Genomic DNA, 24,140 nt, shown 5'->3' with positions numbered 1-24,140 from the left:
GATAGTGAAACAAGCGAAGAAGTTAATAGACTAAAGTAGATTACTGAAAACTTTTATTATCAGAATTCCAAATTTTAGTTAGTGCGTAGTAATACGGACTGACAACCAAATTTGCTTGGTGACAATAGCGTTTTGGACCCACCTGACCCCATGCCGAACTCAGTAGTGAAACGAAACAGCGCCGATGATAGTGTAGCATTTGTTATGTGAAAGTAGGTCATTACCAGGCTCCAATTAAGAGAAACCCGTTACAGCAATGTAGCGGGTTTTTTGCTGTTTGGGATTTAATAAAAATAGCCAAGACCCCATGCCGAACTCAGTAGTGGCCGCTCTTGCACATCCTGTGCTCCACGGCATTCGTATTCCTATACATCAAGTGAAACAGCTCGAAGGCGAGCCCCGCGGAAGGCCGCCCCGACACAATGATAGTATCCCATTTGTTATGTGAAAGTAGGTCATTCTACTGCGTAGCGCACCGACTCCAAATACAAGAAAGCCCGATTCGAAAGAGTCGGGCTTTTTTACGTCTGCAGGAAAGTGAAAATATCAGCTATCAGCCGTCAGCTGCACAGCGTTAACCAGTCAACCGTAGCGTGGTTGAGTATTACTGAACCCATGTGCAAAATAACGCACTGGCTGCCTCAGAGTCCAATTCAACCCATTAAAAAATGTGTGATTATCTAGCTGTGTGGGCATCACTACATACTACTGCGCTGTCGCAACGAAGCAGCGCGCCGACGCCAAATACGTGCAAGCTCGAATCTAAATTTAGGTCTTTCGAAGGGTATATGGTCTGATAAAGTCATCAGTCCATATATTTAATAATCAGCGAGGTCGTTAGCTATTAGACAAGAATATAGTGAGCTTTCTACCTATTTTTAAGTGGTCGTTCGAAAGGTTATTCCATTGTTTTAGTTTATTAATACTGACTTTGTAATACTTAGCGATTTTCCATAAACTTTCACCTGATTTAACTTTATGCTCGATTTCTTGATCTGCAAGTATAGGGAGTATCAGCTTTTCTCCTACGCGAATACGATTGCTTTTTAGATTATTAAAAGCCTTTAACTGACTAACCGTTATTGCATAGCGTTTAGCTATGACACTAAGGCTATCGCCAGATTGAATAGTGTATTGTTGCCATTGACTGTAATCATTAATTTTTTGATTTGCGAGCATTGCTTCAAACTCTATTTGCTCATCGGCAAGAACAACGATATGAGGCGCATCAATAATTGCTGGAAAGCGGATCACACCGTAATTTAATGATTCTAGTCGTTGCCATCTTTCTTTGTTATTTATGATAACTGATCCTGAAACCGGTATTACCGCAATGGTATTCTTGTTTGCTATTATCGGAAATACCATTTTTTGGCTTTTGAGTAGTTGGGCAGCAGCAAGTAACTTAGGAACATATTGGCTTGTTTGCTTGGGGAGTTTTAAATTAAAAAAATCAGTGGGCTTACCCTGCTTTTTATTATTTCTGATGGCTCTTTGTACACGGCCTTCACCTACGTTATAAGCTGCAATTGCATGATACCAATCGCCATCAAAGCGCTTGTGTAAATATTCCATAAAATCCAGTGCAGCTCGGGTACTGTCTATTACGTCTTGGCGTCCGTCATACCAAGGTGAGATTTTTACGTTAAAATACTTAGCAATAGCAGGCGTTAGTTGCCATAAGCCAGAGGCATGTTTATGCGAGTACGCACTGGCATCAAAGTCACTTTCAATCAACGGCATTAATGCCAGCTCAATGGGCAGCCTGCGTTTTTCAACTTCACTAACAATATGGTAAAGATAAGGCTCAGCACGGCGGCTAATTTCATCCATGTAATTTGGATGCGTTAAATACCAGGCAATACGCTTTTGCACCGCAGGGTGGCTAGAATTAGCAAATGACAGCTGTGCCCTAATACGTTGCCATACATCATCAGGTTCTTTTGTGGTGAGTGGCGCTATTTGTGTAATATCTTCGCGCTGTTCACTAACAATTGTTTTGGGGTTAGCCTTAATTTCAGGGGGTGATGTTGGTGTATCGGGTGTGGTTTCACAGCCGGATAAAATAAACACTAATGGCAAAATGCGGATAAATCGATTTGAGAACACGTACTACGCTACTCCGAAAATATAAATGTGGCTAACCTAAAGCAGGTAAGCTTAACATAGAGTGATTTAAAAGTGAGCGGCAGATGAATTAATTCGTCCCTTAAATTGCTCTTTATAGCGACGCGATAAGTTTAGTACTTTGCCGGTTGTAAGTTTTACTTCACTGTCCCCGCTCGGTAGTGGCGTGATTGATTCAATCACATCTAACCGAACGGCATATGAGCGATGAATGCGGCAGAATCCCTGTTGCTCAAGCTGTTCACTCAATTGAGTCATAGTGGCGCGTAATGGGTAAATTCGCTCGCCTATGTGTAAATTCACATAATTGCCACTGGATTCAAGCCAGTCTATGTGTGCTACGCGGACAATAAACTCTTTACCTAGTTTTTTAACAAGTAGTCGATCTAAATTAGCGTTTTGAGGTGTGTCTTCACCTTGTGAAATAGGGGCGGCTTCCCCTGTTAATTGACTCACAATATATTGATAAGTTTTAATAACAACAATTAGAAATAAAAACCCCCATAAGTCTTTTCGATATTCATAAAGTAACTCAAACCACACTAATCCAAAGTTATATTGCATACCTTGTACGATGTAAATGAGTTTGCGAATAGCGACCATGATCCCTACATGTAACAACGAAAAAATAACGCTCGCGAATAAGTAAATGAGTAATGAGCGGGGGATTTTTTGCCAATTAAAAGGCTGGGTTTGTAATAGCCAAACTAAAGCGGGAAACAACAATAAAGTACCAATAGCGCTCGAATACTCCCATACAAACGGCTCCCAAAGCATAAAAGGAAGTGGGCCATCACGCTGGGCTTCCATAATGTTTGAGCTGGCATTTATAGTGTTGTTTATAAAAATATAACTACATAAAAATAAAGCAGCGTACCAAGTTTGGTGGCGTTGAAAGTGCGTTAAAGTGATCATTATTATTGTTACTCTTTAAAAGACCGTAATTAGACTAGCAAGAGAGTGGTAGAACACCAAATTTATCATCCCTGATATCCACCGTTTATCCCTACTGGCTGTTTTATCAGCCTTTTGTGATTGTTTAACGCAGTGTGTTGTCCATAGTTGTTATTAATTAATCGTAAGTTAAATCTCCTATGAATCTTAAAATAGTCATTAAAAATACAACACGTACGCTATTAAAACCTTGGTTAAATGTGTTTAACCAAGGCGAAGAGTTACCATCTCGCCGTTATGATTTAGATTGGCTGAGAGTACTTGCCTTTGGCTTATTAATTTTTTACCACACCGGCATGTTATACAGTGAAAATTGGGGCTTTCATTTTAAAAGTCAGTACTTATCCAGCAGTATTGAAAACATCATGCTTTTATTGTCGCCATGGCGGATGGGATTAATTTGGTTTATTTCAGGTGTGGCGCTGCGCTTTATTGTTGCGCGCTTTAGTCTAGGTATGTTTTTAACTACACGAAGTGTAAAAATATTACTGCCTTTATTGTTTGGCATTTGGTTTATTGTGCCTATTCAGCTTTATGCGCAAATGAGCCAAGAAGCCAGTTTAGCTATGGGCTTTTGGCAGTTTTACAGCCAGTTCTTTGATTTAACCAACCCTTTATTCGAGCGCTATCAAGCAGGGATTTGGCCTCATGTCGATGTGAATCACCTTTGGTACTTACGTTCGTTATGGCAATTTACTTTATTGCTGGTGCTAGCAATGCCGCTGCTTCATCACGCTACTGTGCATACAATAATCACGCGTTTATGTGGGCGCTCGTTATTGACTATTTTTATTGTATTGCTATTGCCGCTGTGTATTTTAAAACTGAGCTGGCCGAGTGATACTTTCCGATACCCCATGGGCGCGCTGTTCTTACTTTACGGTTACTTGCTTGCGTGGCAGCCTTCATTTTATAGTCAGCTACTTCGCCATTGGCGAGTGCTATTCGTGGTATTTACGTTAGGTTATATAGTTGTTGTGCTGTGTTACAACACGATTTGGCAAAACCCTGCTGCTAGCCAATGGCAAATTACCAGCATGGATATGCTGTATACTGCGCAACGATTAATGGGCGTGTTGTTAATGCTGGCACTAGCACAACGTTTTTTGAATCACGATCACCCTAAACTGGCTTTATTAAACGGTGCAGTATTCCCTTTTTATTTATTGCATCAAAGTGTAATTATTGGCCTTGCGTTTTATTTGTCGAAGCTGCAATTAGGTGGTTTTGTGGAGCCATTGCTTATACTCAGCCTCACTTTCATTATTTGTTGGCTGGTGTTTCTTGCTGCGCGCCGTATCGACTTATTAAGCCCATTCTTAGGGATTAAAGTCACAGGTAAATATAAAGCATGGCAAGTTAGAGCTGGCTTTTATTGCGGACTTATATTGGTAAGCCCGCTGATCTTTAGGTTGGTTTAGCATCAAAAATATAATTTAGAATATGTTATAAATGGTTGGTTTTAGGTGGTATGTGCTACAAAACTCGGTTAGATTAACAAGCCTACTATGTGGTTATAACTACAACTTTGGCAAAGCAAACTTATTTTAGGGATGATTGATGCGTTTTTTATTACTGCTTGTTTTTTTATGTGGGTTGCCTAGCGTAGCTTTTGCTACAACAGCACCTAATTCAACGCCTGTAAATTCTGCTCCTATTATAGCTAATACGCAAAATAGCCAAGATTTGATGTATCAGCAATTGTTTCGTATGCAAAGCCAGCTTGTTCGACTAGATGAAAAGCTACAGCAGCAAAAATTACTTGGTAATGATTTTAAGACCTTAGAAGCCGCGCAGCAAGCACTCAAAGCTCAACTTGCTAACTTACAAGCTAAACTCGAAACGCAAGAAAAGCTGCAAACTAATCAAATGAGTGGGGTTGATGGGCGGATAAGTGATATTGCAAGTAATACTAATATTTGGGGATCGATATTCACTCTTTTTGGTTTGATAATCACGGTTGCAGCAGTCGGGCTCGGCTTTAACGCAAAAAACAGAGCTGTAACCGAAGCCAAGCAGGTTGCTAATACAGCCTCAGAAAGTCATATGGAAAAATGGTTATTAGATAATAAAGGTAAATTAATTTCAGAGACCAAAGTTGAGCTCGAAAAGGTGAGCCTTGAGCTAAAAGAGCGAGCCGAAAAGTTAGCAACAGAAGCGAGTGCTGCACTAAATAAAATTGAGCGTGATCTAATAGAAGAAAGTAAAAGAATTATTACCTCAAATAAAGGGGAAACAGGTAAAGGTTTAAGTAAACACAGCAAATCTCCTACAAGGGCTTCAGCTAAAAATTGGTTTAAAGTTGGTTTAAGTGCATTTGAAAAGCATGAATATGATGAGGCGTTAAAAGCTTGGGCAAAAGTATTGCAGTTATTAGATCAAAAAGAAGAGCCAGAACTTTATGCTGTCACACTGATGAACCAAGGTATTACTCATGGAAGACTAGCCAGGCCAGATGACGAGCTCAACAGCTATGAAGCTTTGATTGAGCAGTTCAAAGACTCATCGAATGAAGAGATTCAAATTCAAGTGGCTAAGGCAATGATTAACCAAGGCATTGCTTATGGTCAGCAAGGCAAACCTGATAATGAGATCAGAAGCTACGCAACCTTGATTGAGCAGTTCAAAAGCTCAGCGAATGAAGAGGTTCAAATTCAAGTGACTATGGCGATGTATAACCAAGGCGTTGCTTATGGTCAGCAAGGCAAACTTGATAATGAGCTCAGAAGCTACGCAACCTTGATTGAGCAGTTCAAAGGTTCAGCGAATGAAGAGGTTCAAATTCAGGTGGCTGAAGCGATGTGTAGCCAGAGTGCTATATATGGTCTGAACAAAGACTTCCTCACAGCTCTAAAATCGCATTCAATGTTACTTGAAGCATTTCATAACTCAGAAAACAGTGAGATTAAAAAAATCATAGCTAATTCAAAAGCCAATATTGCAGAACAAGCATTACTTTATGAAACGCCAGAACAAGTTATTACTCGTGTTGCAGAGGTAGAAAAATACTCAGAGAGCCCTGAAAACTTAGCCGTAATGCAGTTTATCCGCTTTTTGCTTGACGACAAAACGATTGAAGAGGTGTTTACTGCCTTAACCAAAATCCCAACGGAAATGGAATTAGAATGGGCCTTTAGAGAGATTAACGATTATCTATCCGATAATTTTGAAGGTATAAAGCAACAACAGATTCAAGCTGTTGTGCAGTATTTTGAGCAACATAAAGATATTGAGCAGTTAAGGGTTGAATTAGGAATTAAAGGCTAGCTCAATACAAGTTAACTATCGCCATAAATGACGATCTACGAGATAGGCTGTGCAATTATGTAGGTTGTGCTTTAGCGCGAAAATGCCAATTCTAATAAGTAGTCATCTTAAATGGTGTTTTACACTTAACCAAACACACACCTAAAACATGCGCCTTGTGGCTTTTGTATATAAATTAAATCACCGCCGTGGTTTAGCATGATTTGCCGGGAGAGGCTAAGGCCAATGCCGGAGCCTTGTTGCTTGGTGGTAAAAAATGGCACGAAGATCATATCCACCACATGTTCGCTGATGCCTGGGCCGTTGTCGCTGATTTCAACATAAAGTTGTTGGCTAGTGTTTTGCGCCAAGCTGATTTCAATCGTTGGTTGAACGGCATTCTCAGCGCTGTACTTTTGGCTACTCTTTAGTACTTCAAGTGCATTTTTTATTAAGTTTACTAATACCTGCTCTATTTGACTGCTGTCTAGCATCACTAATTGCTGGCTTTGAATTGTAAGCTCTATATCTATTTGCAGTTCACGGGCTTGTTGTTGATGTAAGGCGACAATACGCGCTAGCATGTCGGATAAATTTTCAGGCGCTAAATTGGGCTTAGGTAAGCTACTTACTTGGCGAAAACGAGCAATAAAACCCCCTAAATGAGCTGTCCTTGATGCTAACGTGCTTAGCGCAAGCTGTAAGTCTTGTTTATCTTCAAGCTCATCAAAACATAACTCTTGTGGGAGCAAATTACTGCAGGTATCAGCTAGTGATGATAGTGGCGTAATAGAGTTGGCAATTTCGTGAGTGAGTACTTTAGTTAAGCGTTTATACGCTTGTTGTTCTTTAAGTTGTAACTGGTCATGAATAGATTGTAAGCTCACTACGCGGCGAACTTTACCTTGTATTTCGGCGATACTCAGTTGAATTGAAAGGGTGTCGTGCTGCTCGCCATTTTGCCAGTAGGTGGTGCTGCGCAGGTTATTACTGGCGTTTAAAATTAACTCACCTACGGCTCCTAGCTCATGTAAATGCTGGAAACTTTTCCCCAGTAATTTACTAACGGCTGGGTTTGATTCAATCACCTTACCATTGTCATCACATACCATAACAGCTAAATCAACATGGATGAGCAAAGCTTGTAAAAACTGCGCTTGCTGCTCGGCATTAAAGCGCGCTGTTTGCATTTGTGTTTTTACTTGCTCAAATTGCTTAAGCATTGGGTGCTGCTGGCCAAGGCCCAAGGTGCTGTCGCCATTGGCAAGGGCGCGAATGACCATTTCAGCCTGTTTTTGTTGGCGCTTAAACAGCGTAAAAATATGCGCTATTAATGCCGTTGCAACTAGCATTATTAACAATGTCGTCGCTGAAAAACCATGCTTTTGCAATACATAGCTAAGCAACGCACTTATACTTATAAGTGCAATAATATTAAATGAAAGCAATAAATTAGCTCGCATGATTATAGCCCGTACTTTTCAAGGCGGCGGTACATGGCACCGCGAGTTAACCCAAGTGCTTTGGCTGCATGACTCACATTACCTTGATGGTGCTTAAGTGCGGCTCGTACAGTGCGTTGCTCGAGTGTTTCTAAATCAAAGGTGTCGTACTGTAGCTGATTGTTTATATCCTCTGTACTTTGACTCGCAGAATGAGTGCTAGGTGCTGCGCTATTACCCACAACTGAGGTTATATCGAGTGTATCATCTTCAGTTAAAATAACGGCGCGCTCTATTGCGTGGGCAAGTTCTCGCACATTGCCTGGCCATGAATACTGGCAAAGTAATGTCATATCATGATCGCTAATGGTTAAGTCTCGTTTATATTTTTGCGCAAAGTGATTTAGGTAGTAATCAGCCAATAATGGAATGTCATCGCTGCGCTCCCGTAATGCAGGTAGGCGAATTTCAACGGTGTTTATTCGGTATAACAAATCTTGGCGAAAACGCCCTTCACTCACAGCTTGATCAAGGTTGTCGTTAGTGGCGCAAATTAGGCGGATATCAATATCAACCGCTTTGCTGCCGCCAACGGGTGTTATTTGCCTATTTTGTAGTGCAGCCAGTAATTTGGCTTGATGTTCGAGGGGTAAATTACCCAGCTCATCTAAAAATAAACTGCCGCCTTGGGCAAGTTCAAATTTACCAATTCTGTCAGCTTTTGCATCGGTAAACGCGCCTTTTTTATGGCCGAATAGCTCGCTTTCAAATAAATTTTGCGCCACTGCGCCCATATCTAAACTCATAAAGGTTTGGCTGTGGCGCATACTTGCTTGATGAATGGCATGCGCGGTGAGCTCTTTGCCTGTGCCACTTTCACCGGTGATCAGTATGTTGGCATCAGTTTGTGCTGCTTTTTCTATAGTACTAAACACCTGCTGCATCGCATTGCTTTGACCTAAAAACTCAAAGCTGGGGGTATTCAGGGCTTGGTTTAACCCTTGCTTTTGCCGCGTTAATTTACCGACTTGCTGTTTGTCTTCGGCGTGTGAAAATGCGGCGGCCACAGCGCCAAGTAATTGCTCGTTTTGCCAAGGCTTAGCAATAAAATCAGAGGCACCCGCTTTAATTGCATCTACGGCTAGTTGAATGTCGCCGTAAGCGGTCATTAATAAAACAACGATATTAGCGTCTTGTTCAATAATTTTTTTTAGCCAATAAAAGCCTTCTTTGCCACTGATTGAGTCTTGGGTAAAGTTCATATCAAGCAGTATTACGTCAACGGGCTGCTCGAGTTTGCGTTGCTCGTTAATGATGCCTGCAATGTCAAATGGATTGTCTGTGGTTTTAACACTTTGATAATGCTGTTTTAGTAATAAACGTGCTGCAATGAGAATGTCTGGGTTGTCATCAACAATTAGAAGAGAGCCTGTGTGTTTCATGTTTTTTATTCTTATAGAGTTTTATTTAGCCTAAAACAAAAAGGGGACAGTGTCCATAAATGGACGTTCATAAGATAACAAAGTGTTCTATAAACGGACACTATAATTAGTTTAAAAACTTAATTTGAAATTAAGTAGTTGATTTTATTTCGTTAATTAAAGTTGGCATACGCTTTGTAATAACAATAGGTAATTAGTTAAATTAAACCTGTATCAAGGTAGCCGACATGGACAAAAAAATAGAACGCTCATTTACGCAAAAGTATTTTAAAAAATTTACTTTTGCAGCTCTTACTTTAGGTGTTGCTGCGGCTGCATATGGTTTTACGCAAAGCAGTGATACAGGCCGTAGCCAAAACATCGAGCGCAGCAGTTTAACTGTTAGTACGGTTAAACAAGGCGCCTTTAAAGATGCACTGAGCTTACGCGGTCAAGTAGTGCCAAAAACCAGTATTTATCTTGATACTATCGCTGGCGGTCAAGTGGAAGAGCGTTTAGTTGAACAGGGCGAGTATGTAGAAAAAGGCCAACCGCTAGTGCGCCTAAGTAATACTAATCTACAACTTGATGTAATGAGCCGTGAAGCACAAGTTACTGAGCAACTTAATTTTTTACGCAATACGCAAATGACCATGGAAACCAGCCGGTTAAATTTACGCCGTGATTTATTAGAAATCGACTTAAAAATTACCCACCTAACCCGCCGTTTAAAACAAACTAAACCCTTGGTTAAAATTGGCGTATTAGCGCAAGACCAACTAGCCGAACTAGAAGAAGATTTAAATTATTACCAAGCCCGCAAAGAGCTCACCCTTGAGCGCCAAAAACAGGAAAACTCAATCCGTGAGGTGCAAGTGGCGCAGTTGTCAGACAGCGCTAAAATGCTCGAAAAAAATCTGCAATTTGCGCGTCGAAATCTCGACAACTTATTAATCAAAGCACCAGTATCGGGTTATTTAAGCGAACTTGATGTGGAAATTGGCGAATCTAAAAACAGTGGTGCGCGGTTAGGCCAAATAGATATTCCTAATGAATATAAGTTAGTGGTGCGCATGGATGAATTTTATTTAAACCAAGTGCAGCGCGATATGGCTGTGATTATTGAACTTGATGATGACGCTATTACCGCCAAAGTAAGCAAAATTGATAGCCGCGTACAGCAGTCACAATTTCAAGTAGAAGTGGACTTACCCGGTAACACTAAAGCTGTTAAGCGCGGTCAAAGCATTGATATTGAGTTAATGCTAGGGGATGACAATAACAATGCCTTACTGCTTAAACGCGGGGCTTTTTTTACCAACTCGGGCGGTAACTGGGTTTATGTAATCGAGCAAGGCGGTGATAGAGCAGTGCGCCGTGATATCCGCCTAGGCAAAAAGAATCAACACTATTTTGAAGTGCTTGAAGGGTTAAACGCGGGGGATCAAGTAATTACCTCTAGCTACAGCAACTTTGACAAAGCACAGCAACTACAATTTTAAGGAAAATAATAATGATCAAATTAACTAATTTAAGCCGCGTATTTCGTACTCAAGATGTTGAAACAACAGCGCTGAGCAATATCAACTTAACTGTAAATGAAGGTGACTTTTTAGCGATTATGGGGCCTTCTGGCTGTGGTAAGTCAACCCTGCTGTCGATTTTAGGTATGCTTGATTCACCAACCACAGGCAACTTTGATTTTGCGGGAACTGACATTGCAGGCTATAGCGAAAAACAACTAGCAGAGCTACGTAAAGAATCAATTGGCTTTGTATTTCAAAGCTTTAACTTAATTGATGAGCTAACCGTATTTGAGAATGTAGAGCTGCCATTGCAGTACCAAAAAATATCAAAAAGTGAGCGCAAACAACGCGTAGAAACCATTTTAAAGCGCATGGGTATTGATCACCGCGGCGAGCATTTACCTCAGCAGTTATCGGGTGGTCAGCAGCAACGTGTTGCAGTAGCGCGTGCATTAGTAATTAACCCTAAACTAATTTTAGCCGATGAGCCAACCGGTAACCTCGATTCTAAAAATGGTGATGAAGTGATGGCGATGCTCCGCGAACTAAACCGCGAGGGCACCACGGTAATTATGGTTACGCACTCTGATAAAGAGGGTAATTACGCAGACCGCTTAGTACGCCTACTTGATGGCCAAGTAATGCTTGATAAAGCGAATATTGCGCAGCAAGCTGTAGCTGAGGTTGCTTAATATGTTTATTAATTATTTAGTGACAGCTCTACGGGCATTTAAGCAACAAAAGCAGCACTTTATACTAAACCTTTTAGGGTTAAGTATCGGCTTAGCCGCGGCTATTCTAGTGGCACTGTTTGCACAAAACGAGTTGTCTTATGATAGTCAGCAACCACACGCTGAACGTGTTTACCGTGTAGGCCAAGATTTCTCAAAGTTGGGCTTATCAGTCATTCCTATTTTTAATTATTCTCAAGCAGCAAAAGCCACGGAGTATAGCCAAGTAGAAGAAGTGTTTGGTTTGACTATGGTATCGTGGACTAGAGAAGCCATGGTTGATGTGCAGTACCGGGATCAGGGTTTTAAGCTTAATGATTTATATGGAGCAACGCCCAATATTGAGAACTTTATCAATATCAATACATTGGCAGGTGATTTAAAAAATGCAATGAGTACACCAGGGAGCCTGGCGTTAAGTGAATCTGAAGCACTGCGTATTTTCGGTGCAGTGGATGTTATTGGTAACACGCTACAACACGAGCAAGGGCAATATACTGTACGGGCGGTGTTTGCGGATTTACCAAGCAATACTCACTTTGCATTTAAAAACCTCGTATATGTAAAACATGATCCAAATAACCTGATGGTTAATAGCAGTTATGTTTATATGCGCTTAGCGCCGCAAGCAGATCCAAAAGCACTCGCTGATACACTTTCTAAACAGTACTTTAATGGGCAAATGGCGGGTCAAATTGCCATTGAGTTACACCCATTATTAGACTTACATTTAACAGCAAAATCGCCATTTGAAATGAAAGCAGGCGGCGCAAAGCAAGTTGTAACGATTTGTGCAGGGTTGAGCGTGTTACTTATTTTGATTGCTGGTTTTAACTTTATCAATATGACAGTGGCGCAATCTGCAAAACGCGCTAAAGAAGTGGGGGTGCGCAAAGCACTTGGCGCAAGCAAGCTGCAGTTAGTTACACAGTTTTTGGCTGAGTCTACTTTGGTTGCTCTACTGTCGATGATTATTGCTTGTGTGTTAGTGGAACTGTTATTGCCAAGCTTTAACCAGCTGGTCGATCGTGAACTGGTAGTGAGTTATTTCTCAGCCTTTGGTTTGGGCATTATGGCTGTTGTTATTGCTGTAGGCATACTTGCAGGTTTGTACCCGGCATTGTTTATCTCATCATTTAGCGCAAAACGAGTGTTAAGTGGCGATTTACAGCGCGGTAATACAGCCATTTGGGTACGTAAATGCTTATTGACCTTGCAAGCTTCATTAGCAATCGGTTTGATCATTGCATCCGTTACGTTATTAAAACAATTATCTCACTTAAAAAGTCTTCCTTTAGGCTATCAAACGCAGCAACGCTTAGTTGTTTCAGAGTTGCCTGTGCAATCGGTATTTACGCAGCAGCCTAGTGCACTAATTAATCGCTTGACGGCTATAGATGGTGTAGAGCAAGCAACGATTATTGATACCCGTTTAACTGTTTCAATTAACAATACATTACAGCCCACTTGGCCCAATGGTGAATCTTCAGGTGGAATAACCCCAGTGATAGGTTCTAGTTTTGATGTTGTAAAAGGGCTAGGCCTTACGCTTATTGCTGGCAGAGATTTTAGCCGTGAGTTTTCCTCAGACTGGGCTACGCGAGAAAACGGGGTTACAACGGTGGGTACAATCATTACAGAAACCGTTGCCAAGCAGGCAGGTTATAGCAATGTGGCTGATATTGTTGGACAAACAATTAAAGATACAGGGCGTAATGTGGATATGCGAGTTGTTGGTGTTGTAAAAGATGTAAAAGTGGGTAATGCGCAAGATGCTAATTCTAATATTATGTTTTTATGTGGCTTTAACTATTTAGCACCGGTATCTGAAGTGATTTTAACTGTGAACGTGCAAAACCTCCCTGCTATAAAACAAGCAGTGATCACAGCTTTAGCTGAAGTATCTAATATTTATGAGCCAAAAATAAACCTGCTAGCTGAAAACTATAAAGCGGTATTAAAAGGTGATGAGCGTGTTTCTTTTGTAGTACTTATATTCACTGGCCTTGCAGTGTTCTTAACCTGTTTAGGTACTTTTGGTTTAGCTTCATTTGCCACAATTCGCCGCCAAAAAGAAGTCGCTGTACGCAAAGTACTGGGTGCGTCACGCATCAGCATTATGAATCTTCTAGCAAAAGAGTTTTTAATTTTAGTATTAGGGAGTGTAGCCATAGCATACCCGATAACCTATTGGCTGGTGGATGACTGGCTTGCTAATTTTAACGAGCGTGTTGATCAAGCGCTGTGGGTTTATCTAATTGCCGCTCTGAGTGTTGCTGCGATCACTTGGCTCACGGTTGCAAGCCTCGCCTTTAAAGCTGCCAGTACGAGGCCCTCGCTGACGTTACGGTATGAGTAAGTAAAATTTATTAACCAAAACCATGGTCTATCGGAGTAACAGGTAGGCCATTTTTGTTTTAAAACAAGCTCTTATAGGTTAGGTATGTTGATATCACATGTAACAACAGCGTTTCGAGTATTTAAGCAATATAAGCTGTATTCGTTATTGAATGTTTTTGGGTTAAGTATTGGTCTTGCCGCAGCTCTGTTAGTGACGTTATTCGCAGAGTATGAATTGTCGTTTGATGAAATGCAGCCCGATCACCAGCAAGTTTATCGTTTGCATGTTGATGTAAAGGTGCCGGGCTTAGAAGAGATCCCATTAACGGTTGTCAGCATTGCGCAAACAGTGTCTTCACGTAGTGATGTAAGCAACTTATTGGTGCTGGCAGATGTGGTCGATAGTGATTTATTTACTGATCATATTAAAGTGGCTGGGCAAGCGTTTAAGCTGCGAAATGTATATGGCACTTCAGCCAATTTACGTGATTTTATTCATCTTGATGTGATGGCTGGCAATCTTGAACAAGCGCTCTCAGAGCCCAATCAAATAGCCTTGAGTGCAAGTGAGGCTGTAAGGTTATTCGGCAGTGTTAGCAATGCGTTCGAACAAACCTTATTGATGGGCGAGAAAAGTGTCACTGTGCGTGCTGTTTTTAATAACTTACCTGATAACAGCCACTTTTTGTTTCATGCTTTAGTGTCTGTTGATTTCACCGAACATAATGATATATCGAGTTATATTTATCTAAAAACTCAGCAAGGAGCTGATTTAAAAGAGATTGAAAAGCAGCTGGCAAGCCGTCTTATTGAAAAATACCAATTAAAGAATAGCCAACTTGAGTATCGTTTAGTGCCGATGCGAGACGTGTATTTTAAAGCCCATTCTCCCTTTGAATTTAAACCCGGAGGGTCGGATCTTTTAGTGAACTTGAGCCTAATATTGAGTGGTTTATTACTCACCATTGCCGCAGCCAATTACATCAATATTGCGGTGTCGCAATTGCTTTACCGCAGCAAAGAAATTGCCATGCGCAAAACCTTAGGGGCCAGTAAGCGACAATTAATTCTGCAATTTTTGTTAGAAGCTTTGCTAATGGTGACCCTTGCTACGGTGTTAGCGTTGTGTTGGGTTGAGATGTTATTACCAAGTTTTAGTAGCTTTGCAAACCGACCATTGCAGCTAGTTTGGGGCTGGTCACAATTGCTAGCTATATTGGGTGTGGTGTCTTTATTGGCTTTTATATCTGGTGCTTATCCGGCTTTTTGTGTGGCACGCGCACCGCTAAAAAGATTACTTGCAGGGCAATTGCAAACAGGTCAGATGGTGCGTAAAGGTTTGTTAGTCTTTCAAGCAGCCATGGCAATGGCTTTAATTGTTTGTACGTTAGTGAGCTTGCAACAGTTAAAGTTCTTGCAAAGCTTGTCGGTTGGTTATGATGCGACAGATCGCATTGTGATACACGATTTAAGCAGCAAGCAATTGATGATAAAAGAGCACGCGATACTCAATGAGATCCGTGCGCTGCCCGGTGTCATGCAAGTGACCACCACGGACACAGATTTAACCGACAGCATTCTTGAAAGTTTTTACTTCCGTTGGCCAAACGGCTATGAAGAAAGCGAACTGCCACCGACTATTGGCACAGGTTTTCATGCCGTGGAAACCTTGGGTCTGACACTACTTGCTGGCCGAGATTTTTCACCACAATTTCAAAGCGATTGGTTGCACTATGTCAATGAGGAGTCAAATACGCAGCAGGGCGAGGATACGCCTCAGGCAATGGCCATTTTGGTGACCGAACAAATGGCAAAACGTGCTGGCTATGAAAATGTGGGTGAGATAGTAGGACTGCAAGTCCAAGGGCTCTACCGCAATATCAATGCAACCATTGTGGGCGTAGTAAAAGACATCAAAGTGGGCTCGGCAAAAGACGACTGGCTGCCTGTGTCATTTTCAGCTGGGTATAGCTCACAATCAACTATTAGATTGGTGATAAGCACCGAACAAGCAAACTTTCCTCAATTATTGAATCAGCTACGAGAGCTTTTAAGACAATTTAATTTAACCGTCGAACCCCAATTTAGCCTAATGCAACAAGATTTAGCCAAAGTTTATCGTGTCGAGCAAGACTTGTTTGTGCTTATTCGAAATTTCTCTGCGCTGGCGATGCTTTTGAGTTGCTTAGGTTTATTTGGACTAGCGGCATTTGCAGCAAAACGTCAGCAAAAGCAATTAGCCATGCGAAAAGTGTTGGGCGCAACCCGTTTAAATTTAGTTAATCTACTTGCCCGTGAGTTTTTAATCATAGTGTTCGCAGCGGCGGCAATTGCTTTACCTCTAGCTTATTGGCTAATGGATAACTGGTTGCAAGGTTTTAACGAGCGTGTTGATCAAGCGCTGTGGGTTTATCTGGTTGCCGCTTTGAGTGTTGCTGCAATCACTTGGCTTACGGTTGCAAGCCTTGCCTTTAAAGCCGCCAGTACACGGCCATCGTTGATATTACGATATGAATAGATAAAGCTCCGTAAGTTAAAAAGGGTTGGTGAATGCACTAACCCTTTTCTGTATCGTAAATTTTATTGATACGAAATATAATACCCTGGTACATGTGCTTGGGTATAAAAATGCCCGTCAATGTATGAGTCTTGTATTAAAGTTCCAATATTTGCAGCGTTAATACGCATACGAGCCACCATTTCATGGACCGCTGCAGCTGTAAAAGCTTCTTCGACAGGAGGATCACCAACAAAATTAGTAAACCACGGAAACCAGCTATTATCATTGCCACTTACACTTTGATCGGGATGGTAGATACCGCCTTGCCAGCGATCAAATTTCAGGCTTTCTAAACTAAATAGGCCAAAGTTTGCTTGCGTCATACATGCATCAGCGGCTTGGTATTCAGGGTAGCCAGAACTGGCAGCAAATTGATTGCACACATTGTGTGGGAGGTTGCTGGTATTTGCTGCAGAATATTCTACAGCTCTAAACATAACAGGACGAGAAGAGCTACCTGCGGGGAAAATAATATTTGCCGCGACAGGTGAATGCCAACGTTGATGATACATTGCAATTGATAGGCCTAAGTCTTCTTTGTTTATTGCAACGTTATCTGCATGTGTCCATGAGCCGCCAGGGTCAACAGGAGTGCCGCTATTATCGAATATTATTCCATGTTGGTTTGCCTCCAGCTGGTTAAGTAGGCTTGGCGTTGTATTGTCGACAACCGTTACTGGGATCATGCTACTAGCTGCACTCGGTGTATAATTTATAGCTGGGTTGTTTAATGCTTTCCAGCATAATAAGCCATAACCATAACCGTCATTTATCATCGGGCAGTTTGCCATATTTGCAGATGACTGGTTGCTTTGATAAGTGTGATTAACCGATGCAGCAGCGGCTTCACCTGTGCCTACTAATACTCCCCACGATTGAAGTGTTATTTGTGCATACGGTAGTTCACTTTCAGGCAAATAGAGTGTGGTGCTAGATATTAAGTTAAGCGCTAAATCGAACTCATAGAGTACCACGGGGCGCATTTTGCTTTGCGTTTCCTTTGGGTATTGGGCTATCACGGTTTGCTTTGCAGGTGGGGTTTGATATTGCTCATTTACTTGGGCTAACAAATAAACACGATGCTTTGATATATAGCTATTTAGCAATTTGTTTATATGCCAAGTTGATAGTTTGCGAGTTTTTAAAATGCTAGCGTGGTTATCGGTCAATTGCAGTGTATTGCCTTGCTGCAAAACCCATGTGTGCCCACTTAAACCAATTACTTTTGTTTGCTCAAAAATATATTGGTTTTGTTGATCATGACTCTGTGTATTTATAAGTGCTTTGTCATTTATTTGATAGCTTGAAAACGACACTTCCTCGTTGTGATACTGATGTAAAGGCGCCGAATATTGACCAAATAAAGCGGTTAATTCAATTCTAATAGTGTTATCTAATTCTTTTACAACCCATTGATCTTGCGCCTGCTGATGGAAAGTTATTGGAGTGTATTGACCCTCCTTATCTACACTGAATGCCTGCCATGTTGTTTCACACTTTGATATACATAACTTAGATGAGCGAATAAGCGCTTGTTGATTTTTTGAGGTGAAAGAGTCCTGTTCGTCTTCAAATTTAAATTGAAGTGGAGTGCCTCTTTCATTGATTTCAAAAGAAAAAAGAATGCGCCGTTGGTTACCGCTAACATGCAACGTATTGTGATTACTTTGGCCTAACCTGAGCTTTGAGTAAGTGTTTGAAGTGTGTGTTTTATCGGCGTTACCTAAAAAGGCGGAGCCATTATTATGTTGATGGCTTTGATCGCCCTCTTGGAGTTCTAAAAATTGTAAACGTTGAACACACGCTTCTTCTTTACAAGTTTGTAGTTGTATTTTACGTTGCTGATACGCAAAATTAAACCAAGGTGTTTGAGCCAAATAGCTCTCTTGGTTTGCATAAAATAGTACGGGTAGTGTGCTTGTATCAAATTGTTTTGTTATAGCAGCACAATGCATACTTACTGTTATTGTAAGTGTAGTGATAAAAAATTTAAGTAGTTTTTTCATGATGATTCCTTTGCTTTAAACATACAAAAGAGGGTAGGAAGCACCTACCCTTTATAAGTTCGATTGCAGTGCTTAATATACAACCCCTTGCTGCTGCGAAGCATTAACACCCTGATTGAGCTGAATAGATAGCCAATTTTCTACATCACTACGAAGAGAAGCGGTGTTATCAGGACCTGACTGGCTGGCATAAAACCATAAACCGGTAGGCATGGGGGCGGTAACATTTGGGCCACAAGTAAAGTGGTTAGCGGCATACATTACAGCGCCAGAGCTACCAAACTCAAAATGACTATCAGAATAACCGCCATAACCTCTTGCTTTAACATGGGCTTCTGAGTCGAGCGTGAAGTGGTAAACTTCGTTGGGTTGCAACAAAAATGGACTTACGTCAGATGAATCAAATCGAGCTCGCATTGTCGAATTTACGCTTGCTTCGTTACCTGAACGGGTAATTATGCCTGCAATATTAGTAATTAAATCACTGGCAAGTTGTGCATCTAGTAAGCTACCCGCATTGTCATTCACTATTGCAGCAGTAATACCTAAAGCTGCTTTTATAGTGCCCAGCACCGAGTTAATATCCCATCCAGTGTTAAAGCTCATTGCTGCACCACCGGCTTTATTAAACAATACAATCTCAGGAGCAGAACCAGGTAAATCAACGGCAAACTTTGCGCCATCGGCAGAGTGTGCATTAGTGGCTTTTGACCAAATTTGCTTTGCGGTCCCTTTTACATGGAAGCGCGAGGCATAAGTACCTCTAACTTCTAAGTTTCCTGAACATGAATTACTTTGATTACAATCAAAACCCGCTTTATCGGCACACAGCATTTTTACCGAAAACTCAGTAGAGTTATGACTTATTGTGTTATCGTAGCCATACGCTTTATGTTTTGACCAACGCTCACCATCGCCTGAATGAAATGCGCCGTAAGCTGTACTGGTAAAGTTAAGTCCGTGTTTAGACATTCCTTTATTGTCACTAGACGTTTCAGGTGCAGGTGATGATGGGGTTGAAGGGTAATTTGTTACCACAGTACCAGAACCTGTATTTGGCACTACCATTTGGCAGGCACAGGCTGACTTTGGACCACCCTTCGCATCTTTATTTAATAACTCTTTAATTTCATTATAAGTAGTTGGATCCATTTCCTTGTTATAGCTTAAAACAGAGAGCCCTTTTTTCTTAGGAGCTGCGTAATTTTCAAACCAAGCTTCAAATAATCGTGGATTGTTTATTTCGACAAACTCAGCTAACGAAAGCATTTTTTGCATTGTTAACCATTGCTTAAAAAGAGCCGGCTTATACTGTATAAGGTAGCGCGCAAGGTAATAGCTGTTCTCTGGTGAGTGATCAGCAAGCACCGTAGACCATAAATTAAGCGCATTTACGTCTATCTCTTTTATTTGGCTTAAGATTTCTTCGGCCTGATAAGTTGCTGTTAGTTTTTCAATATAATGATTGAGTACCGCTTCTTCATCGTTTTCAGCCATAAAATCAAGCAAAGAAAGCGAGTCAGTAGACCACGCTGAAATAGTCTGCCAAGTTTGTTTGCTAACTTGAGCAGGTGCCATTGCACCATAATCATTTTCTAAAGCAGTAGTACGGTGGTTGGTATTTTCAACAGTACCTGCAAATGCAGTGGTACTTATGATTGCCATATATACAAGAGAGCCTAAAGCTAGTGGTGTCATTAATGTACGTTTCATTTTTATTCCTCCATAAATAATAAATAAGCACAAATAATGTGCCCTTTTATATTGCTTGTTTATTTTCATCACGAAAGGAATTAGCAGGGTCAGCATGGGGCGAGTTAGGTAAAAGTGAGAAAAGTAAGGGGGTGTAAACATGCCGGGCATTATTTTTTAGTTGAATAATTTTTTATATAAATAAATACAATAACTTAAAAATAAATTTACCCGTTTTTACCCAATTGCCCCACGATTGTAAGTGTGATTTACCTCTCTTTGATGCACACTTTTTGAGTTGGTTTTGTATTTAATAGGTATGTTAATACAGCATCAACAATAGGATTAAGTAAATATATGGAGGTAAATATAATGAAATATACAATTTTAATATCAAGTCTGTTACTAACAACCTTTGCGCATGCTCATAGTGCAAAAATGCTGCAAGAAGAACTTCAAGTTAACGCGCAAAACTGCCCTAAAAAGCAAACAATATTGCTCGCTTCGATGAAAATATCGACAGGAACTTTTTCATTTTTGAAAAGTGATACAAGTAGTGGATGTACTGAAAAAAGATTTTCTGCATCAGGTCGAGAAAGCCCGATGTTAGATTGTGGTCAGTTTGATGATTGGCGCTTAGCTTATGATATGGGTAAAAATATGTGTGAGTCGTTACACTCAAATATGATGCATTTTGACAATACATTAAACTCAGATATGCAAATATTTACTCGTTTTGAAGGCCCTTATGAATTTAAAGGAGTCGAGCATCACCAGAAATATAAAGCTAACATGGGCGTTACATTATCGTGTTATATCTGTGATACAGTAAAATAGTTAAAACCGTAGCACGAGGTGATATAGGTGATACCTTGTGCTTTTTAATTCTGATTCAGGTTAAGTAACCAGAGTTCAGGTTAAATAGTGAGGGTAGGTTTTAGCAAGTACTTCCAGCTTTTGTGTTTGTTGCTTTAGTTTATGTACATCTTCATGTTCTTCGTTGCAGTGGTTAATAACATATTGTGCGGTTTTTATTATATTACGCCAACGTGGTTTTTTAGGTAGTGTTTTAAGCGCTAAATAGCGCTCTAAGGTTCGCACTCGCAGCCGACCATCGTCAATGTTTACTTTCCACATTTTACTTTCTTCAGCTAGCTCAATTCTCGTTTTTGAACTTGTTTGTTCCCAAATACTCAGCGATAGCGTCATAACTTCTACAATTAATTGGCGAGTGTCTTGCTCCGTGTCGGTAGCTTCGTTGGGGATGGCGTTATTCACTGTATTTAGAGGTTTTCTTGTTTGTGCTAAATATTTATAGCTGAGCAGCACTCCTGCTATAAAAGCACTAAATACCGCTAATATATTATAAAGGGTTAAATAGTTATGTTGTGGCTTATTTGGGAGAATATCGGCTTGCTTCAAGCGTAGCTGGTATAGGTTGGCCGTATCAGCTCTATTTTGGCGTAACATTGTATTGTAATCTTCAAGCGTAATTAGCGCATCACGGTATTGTTTTGATTGCTGTTGTGACTGAGCGAGTGCGATGTAAAATAACTCTGTTAGTTGGCTGTTTTGATTGTGGTTTTCGGCTAACCCTTGTTTTAATAACACTTGTGCTTCAGTGTCATTACCTTCTAGTTGTTTTAGTTTTGCTTCTATTAATAGCGCCCGTTGGTCGACTTTATCATTTTGAATAAGGCTACGGGTACGTTTTTGTGTTGCTAGCCATTTTTGTGCCTCATTAAGTTTATTTTGAGCTAAAGCGATTTCAGCGAGTAGTAAGTAGGCACGTGAAGCTTGAGTATGCGCACCACTATTATTTAATTGCGTGAGCGTTGTGTTTATAAGGTTTATAGCTTTATCAAACTGTAACTTTTTAAAAAACACTTCAGCTAAGCTTATCAGCGTATGGTTTGCCTTTGTTTGATTGCCTAGTTGGGTATGCAGTAAATGCGCTTGTCGAAATGACACGATAGCATCATCTAATTGATTAATGTCTCGTGATATATTACCTAAATTATTTAAAGTAACGGCTTGGCGTTTTAAGTCGTTTAATTGCTTAGCAATGTCGTAACTGTTTAAAAATAAAGTTAAAGCGGTGTCTAAATCTCCAAGCGCTTGATATACATTAGCAAGATCATTCGATGTTTGACCTTCATAACTTAAGTTTTTTAACTGCGTAGCAAGCCTTTGTGTTTTATGAAAATAAGTAAGAGATTGAATATAGCCTCTTTGCCTGTATGCATTAATACCAAGTTGTCGCGTTACATGATATTGCTGTGAAATACTTAAACTTTGGCTAAGTAGTTGCTCAAGCTCTGAGTTTGCTAAGGCTAAATCACCAGCTTGCCTATACAGTACGGCTAATTCTAATTTAGCCTCAAATGATGCTGTTGAGTGTGACTTGAGTTTACTGATATTTTGCTTGCAAGTTAAAATATCACTCGTTATGTCAACCGATTTATTTTGCTTACAAACACTCGCCGATATCGGATAAGAAAAAAGTAAAAGTATAATAAAAACAATATTTAGAAACATCACTAAGTATGAGCTGTATTTGTGTTTAACTAAAAATAACACAATATTAACTTTTCGCCATAAAGATTATATGACTATTAAATGCTACGTATTTTTTGTGCAGGATTACCTGCAACCACGGTATTAGCTGCAACATTTTTAGTGACTACTGATCCTGCGCCCACAACAGCGTTATCGCCAATTATAACGCCAGCTAACACAATAACTCCCGCGCCAATCCACACATTATTACCGATAGTAATCGGTGCAGTAAAGTTCTCCTTCTTGAGCCGCTCTGTAGGGTTAATCGCATGCGAGACTGCCAGTAGCTGAACATTCGGGCCGATTAAACAATCACTGCCAATAGTTATGGCTCCTTCATTAATTGGGGCATCTAAAACAGTACAGTTAATGTTTATAAAAGTACGATCACCTATTTGTATTTGACTGCCATAGTCACAATGAAAGCCCGCTTCAATAATGACGCCCGAGCCGGAGTTAGCAAACAGCCCTGTTATGCGTTTTAAGTTGCCTTTGCTTGGGCTTTTATTAAACAAGCGGCAAATCTCATGGGTGGCTTTGCGTTGTTCTAAGTTTATTTTGTTTAAGCTGTTAAATGGCTTCATTGATTTTACCTTCCGCTATGCATGGCGCTAGCTTACCGTATTTATAAAATTATTTTTATCAGAATAAAACTGCTTTATTTTTATGCATTCACTTGCCATTTATTATGTTTCGTTTAAAATCTCCTAACTTTCGAAACGAAACTTAATTGTAATCGCTTATGACCAAACGAAACACCCAGCAACGCCGCCATCTGATCCTTACTCAAGTTAATGAATTAGGTGAGGTAGGCGTAGATAGTTTAGCTGAACAGTTTCAAACATCAGAAGTAACTATTCGAAAAGACTTAACCGCGCTTGAAAAAAGTGGCTTATTGCTGCGCCGTTACGGTGGAGCTATTGCGCTACCAAAAGAGATAGTAAGTGATGAGATCGATTCTAAGCGCAAAGTAGCGATTGCTAAGGCTGCAGCGGCGCTTATAAAAGATCATAACCGCATTATTATTGACAGCGGCCGCACTACTGCAGCGATGATCCCTGAGTTGGCTACCAAGCAGGGGTTAGTTGTTATGACTAACGCAATTAAAGTGGCAACACGTTTATTAGCACTTGAAAACGAGCCAACCCTTTTGATGACAGGTGGCACGTGGGATCCGCATTCAGAATCGTTTCAAGGGCAAGTAGCCGAAAATGTACTATGCTCATATGATTTTGATCAGCTGTTCATTGGTGCCGATGGCATTGATGTAGCGCGAGGAACAACCACGTTTAATGAACTTGTTGGGCTTAGCCAAGTGATGGCTAAAGCAGCGCGCGAAGTTATTGTGCTGGTTGAGTCAGAAAAGATTGGCCGAAAAATACCAAATTTAGAATTACCGTGGCAAACAGTTACCACATTAATAACCGACAGTGGCTTAGCGCATGATAAACGCGCAGCCATAGAGGCGTGTGGTGTAAAACTAATTTGCGCAAAGATTATACAATAGCAACTACACCGTGAGTTGCTAGAATTAAA

At 40.6% G+C, this 24,140-nt stretch carries 17 protein-coding genes and 1 rRNA gene; 9 read left to right on the top strand and 9 right to left on the bottom strand.

The features are described 5' to 3' along the window. Window positions 1-114: 114 nt before the first annotated feature. Window positions 115-229 (top strand): 5S ribosomal RNA (rrf, locus tag AC0L7Q_RS15650). 5 nt (window positions 230-234) lie between these two features. Here the strand turns inward: rrf and AC0L7Q_RS15645 are convergent. The 3 genes from AC0L7Q_RS15645 to AC0L7Q_RS15635 form a co-directional block, all read right to left on the bottom strand. Then, entirely contained in the window at window positions 235-357 is a 123-nt protein-coding gene (locus AC0L7Q_RS15645; RefSeq protein ID WP_413400906.1) for a hypothetical protein, read from the bottom strand. A gap of 480 nt (window positions 358-837) precedes the next feature. After that, on the bottom strand, window positions 838-2,109 hold the full coding sequence (locus tag AC0L7Q_RS15640; RefSeq protein WP_409424247.1) for a LysM peptidoglycan-binding domain-containing protein: 1,272 nt from the start codon (window positions 2,107-2,109) through the stop codon (window positions 838-840). Window positions 2,110-2,175: 66 nt separating this feature from the next. Continuing rightward, window positions 2,176-3,039, bottom strand: coding sequence for a LytR/AlgR family response regulator transcription factor (locus AC0L7Q_RS15635; RefSeq protein WP_409425599.1), 864 nt, complete (start codon window positions 3,037-3,039; stop codon window positions 2,176-2,178). A gap of 182 nt (window positions 3,040-3,221) precedes the next feature. On the opposite strand from AC0L7Q_RS15635, the gene AC0L7Q_RS15630 reads away from it, so the two are divergent. Together AC0L7Q_RS15630 and AC0L7Q_RS15625 are read left to right on the top strand one after the other, a co-directional pair. Continuing rightward, the gene (locus AC0L7Q_RS15630) at window positions 3,222-4,502 is read left to right on the top strand and encodes an acyltransferase family protein (protein WP_409424246.1); all 1,281 of its coding nucleotides are present in this window, start codon (window positions 3,222-3,224) and stop codon (window positions 4,500-4,502) included. Window positions 4,503-4,641: 139 nt separating this feature from the next. Further along, window positions 4,642-6,348: a tetratricopeptide repeat protein gene (locus tag AC0L7Q_RS15625; protein WP_409424245.1), complete on the top strand. Its 1,707-nt coding sequence runs from the start codon at window positions 4,642-4,644 to the stop codon at window positions 6,346-6,348. A gap of 125 nt (window positions 6,349-6,473) precedes the next feature. Here AC0L7Q_RS15625 and AC0L7Q_RS15620 read toward each other — a convergent pair whose 3' ends face one another. Both AC0L7Q_RS15620 and AC0L7Q_RS15615 read right to left on the bottom strand, forming a co-directional pair. After that, window positions 6,474-7,790, bottom strand: a complete 1,317-nt coding sequence (locus AC0L7Q_RS15620; RefSeq protein ID WP_409424244.1) for a sensor histidine kinase — start codon at window positions 7,788-7,790, stop codon at window positions 6,474-6,476. Between the two features lie 2 nt (window positions 7,791-7,792). Then, window positions 7,793-9,211, bottom strand: a complete 1,419-nt coding sequence (locus tag AC0L7Q_RS15615) for a sigma-54-dependent transcriptional regulator (protein ID WP_409424243.1) — start codon at window positions 9,209-9,211, stop codon at window positions 7,793-7,795. A 227-nt stretch (window positions 9,212-9,438) separates the two neighbouring features. Here AC0L7Q_RS15615 and AC0L7Q_RS15610 point away from each other — a divergent pair, with 227 nt between their 5' ends. The 4 genes from AC0L7Q_RS15610 (at window position 9,439) to AC0L7Q_RS15595 (ending at window position 16,305) form a co-directional block, all read left to right on the top strand. Next, complete coding sequence (locus AC0L7Q_RS15610) at window positions 9,439-10,692, top strand: efflux RND transporter periplasmic adaptor subunit (RefSeq protein WP_409424242.1); 1,254 nt, start codon at window positions 9,439-9,441, stop codon at window positions 10,690-10,692. Window positions 10,693-10,703: 11 nt separating this feature from the next. Next, the gene (locus AC0L7Q_RS15605; RefSeq protein ID WP_409424241.1) at window positions 10,704-11,408 is read left to right on the top strand and encodes an ABC transporter ATP-binding protein; all 705 of its coding nucleotides are present in this window, start codon (window positions 10,704-10,706) and stop codon (window positions 11,406-11,408) included. 1 nt (window position 11,409) lies between these two features. Further along, window positions 11,410-13,806, top strand: a complete 2,397-nt coding sequence (locus AC0L7Q_RS15600) for an ABC transporter permease (protein ID WP_409424240.1) — start codon at window positions 11,410-11,412, stop codon at window positions 13,804-13,806. Between the two features lie 84 nt (window positions 13,807-13,890). Beyond that, window positions 13,891-16,305 (top strand): ABC transporter permease, encoded by a 2,415-nt coding sequence (locus AC0L7Q_RS15595; RefSeq protein WP_409424239.1) that lies wholly within the window; start codon window positions 13,891-13,893, stop codon window positions 16,303-16,305. A 62-nt stretch (window positions 16,306-16,367) separates the two neighbouring features. Here the strand turns inward: AC0L7Q_RS15595 and AC0L7Q_RS15590 are convergent, their stop codons facing one another. Both AC0L7Q_RS15590 and AC0L7Q_RS15585 read right to left on the bottom strand, forming a co-directional pair. Next, window positions 16,368-18,353, bottom strand: coding sequence for a hypothetical protein (locus AC0L7Q_RS15590; protein WP_409424238.1), 1,986 nt, complete (start codon window positions 18,351-18,353; stop codon window positions 16,368-16,370). Between the two features lie 72 nt (window positions 18,354-18,425). Next, entirely contained in the window at window positions 18,426-20,066 is a 1,641-nt protein-coding gene (locus tag AC0L7Q_RS15585; RefSeq protein WP_409424237.1) for a hypothetical protein, read from the bottom strand. A gap of 351 nt (window positions 20,067-20,417) precedes the next feature. Between AC0L7Q_RS15585 and AC0L7Q_RS15580 the strand changes: the two genes are divergently transcribed. Then, window positions 20,418-20,882: a hypothetical protein gene (locus AC0L7Q_RS15580; RefSeq protein ID WP_409424236.1), complete on the top strand. Its 465-nt coding sequence runs from the start codon at window positions 20,418-20,420 to the stop codon at window positions 20,880-20,882. A gap of 75 nt (window positions 20,883-20,957) precedes the next feature. On the opposite strand, the gene AC0L7Q_RS15575 is transcribed toward AC0L7Q_RS15580, so the two are convergent. Next, on the bottom strand, window positions 20,958-22,625 hold the full coding sequence (locus AC0L7Q_RS15575) for a tetratricopeptide repeat protein (protein ID WP_409424235.1): 1,668 nt from the start codon (window positions 22,623-22,625) through the stop codon (window positions 20,958-20,960). Between the two features lie 35 nt (window positions 22,626-22,660). After that, entirely contained in the window at window positions 22,661-23,188 is a 528-nt protein-coding gene (locus AC0L7Q_RS15570; protein WP_413400997.1) for a sugar O-acetyltransferase, read from the bottom strand. 158 nt (window positions 23,189-23,346) lie between these two features. Between AC0L7Q_RS15570 and AC0L7Q_RS15565 the strand changes: the two genes are divergently transcribed. Next, complete coding sequence (locus AC0L7Q_RS15565; protein WP_413400996.1) at window positions 23,347-24,111, top strand: DeoR/GlpR family DNA-binding transcription regulator; 765 nt, start codon at window positions 23,347-23,349, stop codon at window positions 24,109-24,111. The last annotated feature ends 29 nt before the right edge of the window (window positions 24,112-24,140 follow it).

Source organism: Pseudoalteromonas sp. KJ63-1, from assembly GCF_055808145.1.
The sequence above is the reverse complement of the archived record's forward strand: the minus strand, read 5'-3'. Positions and strand labels throughout refer to the sequence as shown.

Excerpts from the sequence above, each read along its gene's own strand:
- AC0L7Q_RS15645 (WP_413400906.1), bottom strand. The coding sequence starts at position 357 with ATGCCGTGGAGCACAGGATGTGCAAGAGCGGCCACTACTGAGTTCGGC.
- AC0L7Q_RS15630 (WP_409424246.1), top strand. The coding sequence starts at position 3,222 with ATGAATCTTAAAATAGTCATTAAAAATACAACACGTACGCTATTAAAA.
- AC0L7Q_RS15625 (WP_409424245.1), top strand. The coding sequence starts at position 4,642 with ATGCGTTTTTTATTACTGCTTGTTTTTTTATGTGGGTTGCCTAGCGTA.
- AC0L7Q_RS15620 (WP_409424244.1), bottom strand. The coding sequence starts at position 7,790 with ATGCGAGCTAATTTATTGCTTTCATTTAATATTATTGCACTTATAAGT.
- AC0L7Q_RS15615 (WP_409424243.1), bottom strand. The coding sequence starts at position 9,211 with ATGAAACACACAGGCTCTCTTCTAATTGTTGATGACAACCCAGACATT.
- AC0L7Q_RS15610 (WP_409424242.1), top strand. The coding sequence starts at position 9,439 with ATGGACAAAAAAATAGAACGCTCATTTACGCAAAAGTATTTTAAAAAA.
- AC0L7Q_RS15605 (WP_409424241.1), top strand. The coding sequence starts at position 10,704 with ATGATCAAATTAACTAATTTAAGCCGCGTATTTCGTACTCAAGATGTT.
- AC0L7Q_RS15600 (WP_409424240.1), top strand. The coding sequence starts at position 11,410 with ATGTTTATTAATTATTTAGTGACAGCTCTACGGGCATTTAAGCAACAA.
- AC0L7Q_RS15595 (WP_409424239.1), top strand. The coding sequence starts at position 13,891 with ATGTTGATATCACATGTAACAACAGCGTTTCGAGTATTTAAGCAATAT.
- AC0L7Q_RS15590 (WP_409424238.1), bottom strand. The coding sequence starts at position 18,353 with ATGAAAAAACTACTTAAATTTTTTATCACTACACTTACAATAACAGTA.
- AC0L7Q_RS15585 (WP_409424237.1), bottom strand. The coding sequence starts at position 20,066 with ATGAAACGTACATTAATGACACCACTAGCTTTAGGCTCTCTTGTATAT.
- AC0L7Q_RS15580 (WP_409424236.1), top strand. The coding sequence starts at position 20,418 with ATGAAATATACAATTTTAATATCAAGTCTGTTACTAACAACCTTTGCG.
- AC0L7Q_RS15570 (WP_413400997.1), bottom strand. The coding sequence starts at position 23,188 with ATGAAGCCATTTAACAGCTTAAACAAAATAAACTTAGAACAACGCAAA.
- AC0L7Q_RS15565 (WP_413400996.1), top strand. The coding sequence starts at position 23,347 with ATGACCAAACGAAACACCCAGCAACGCCGCCATCTGATCCTTACTCAA.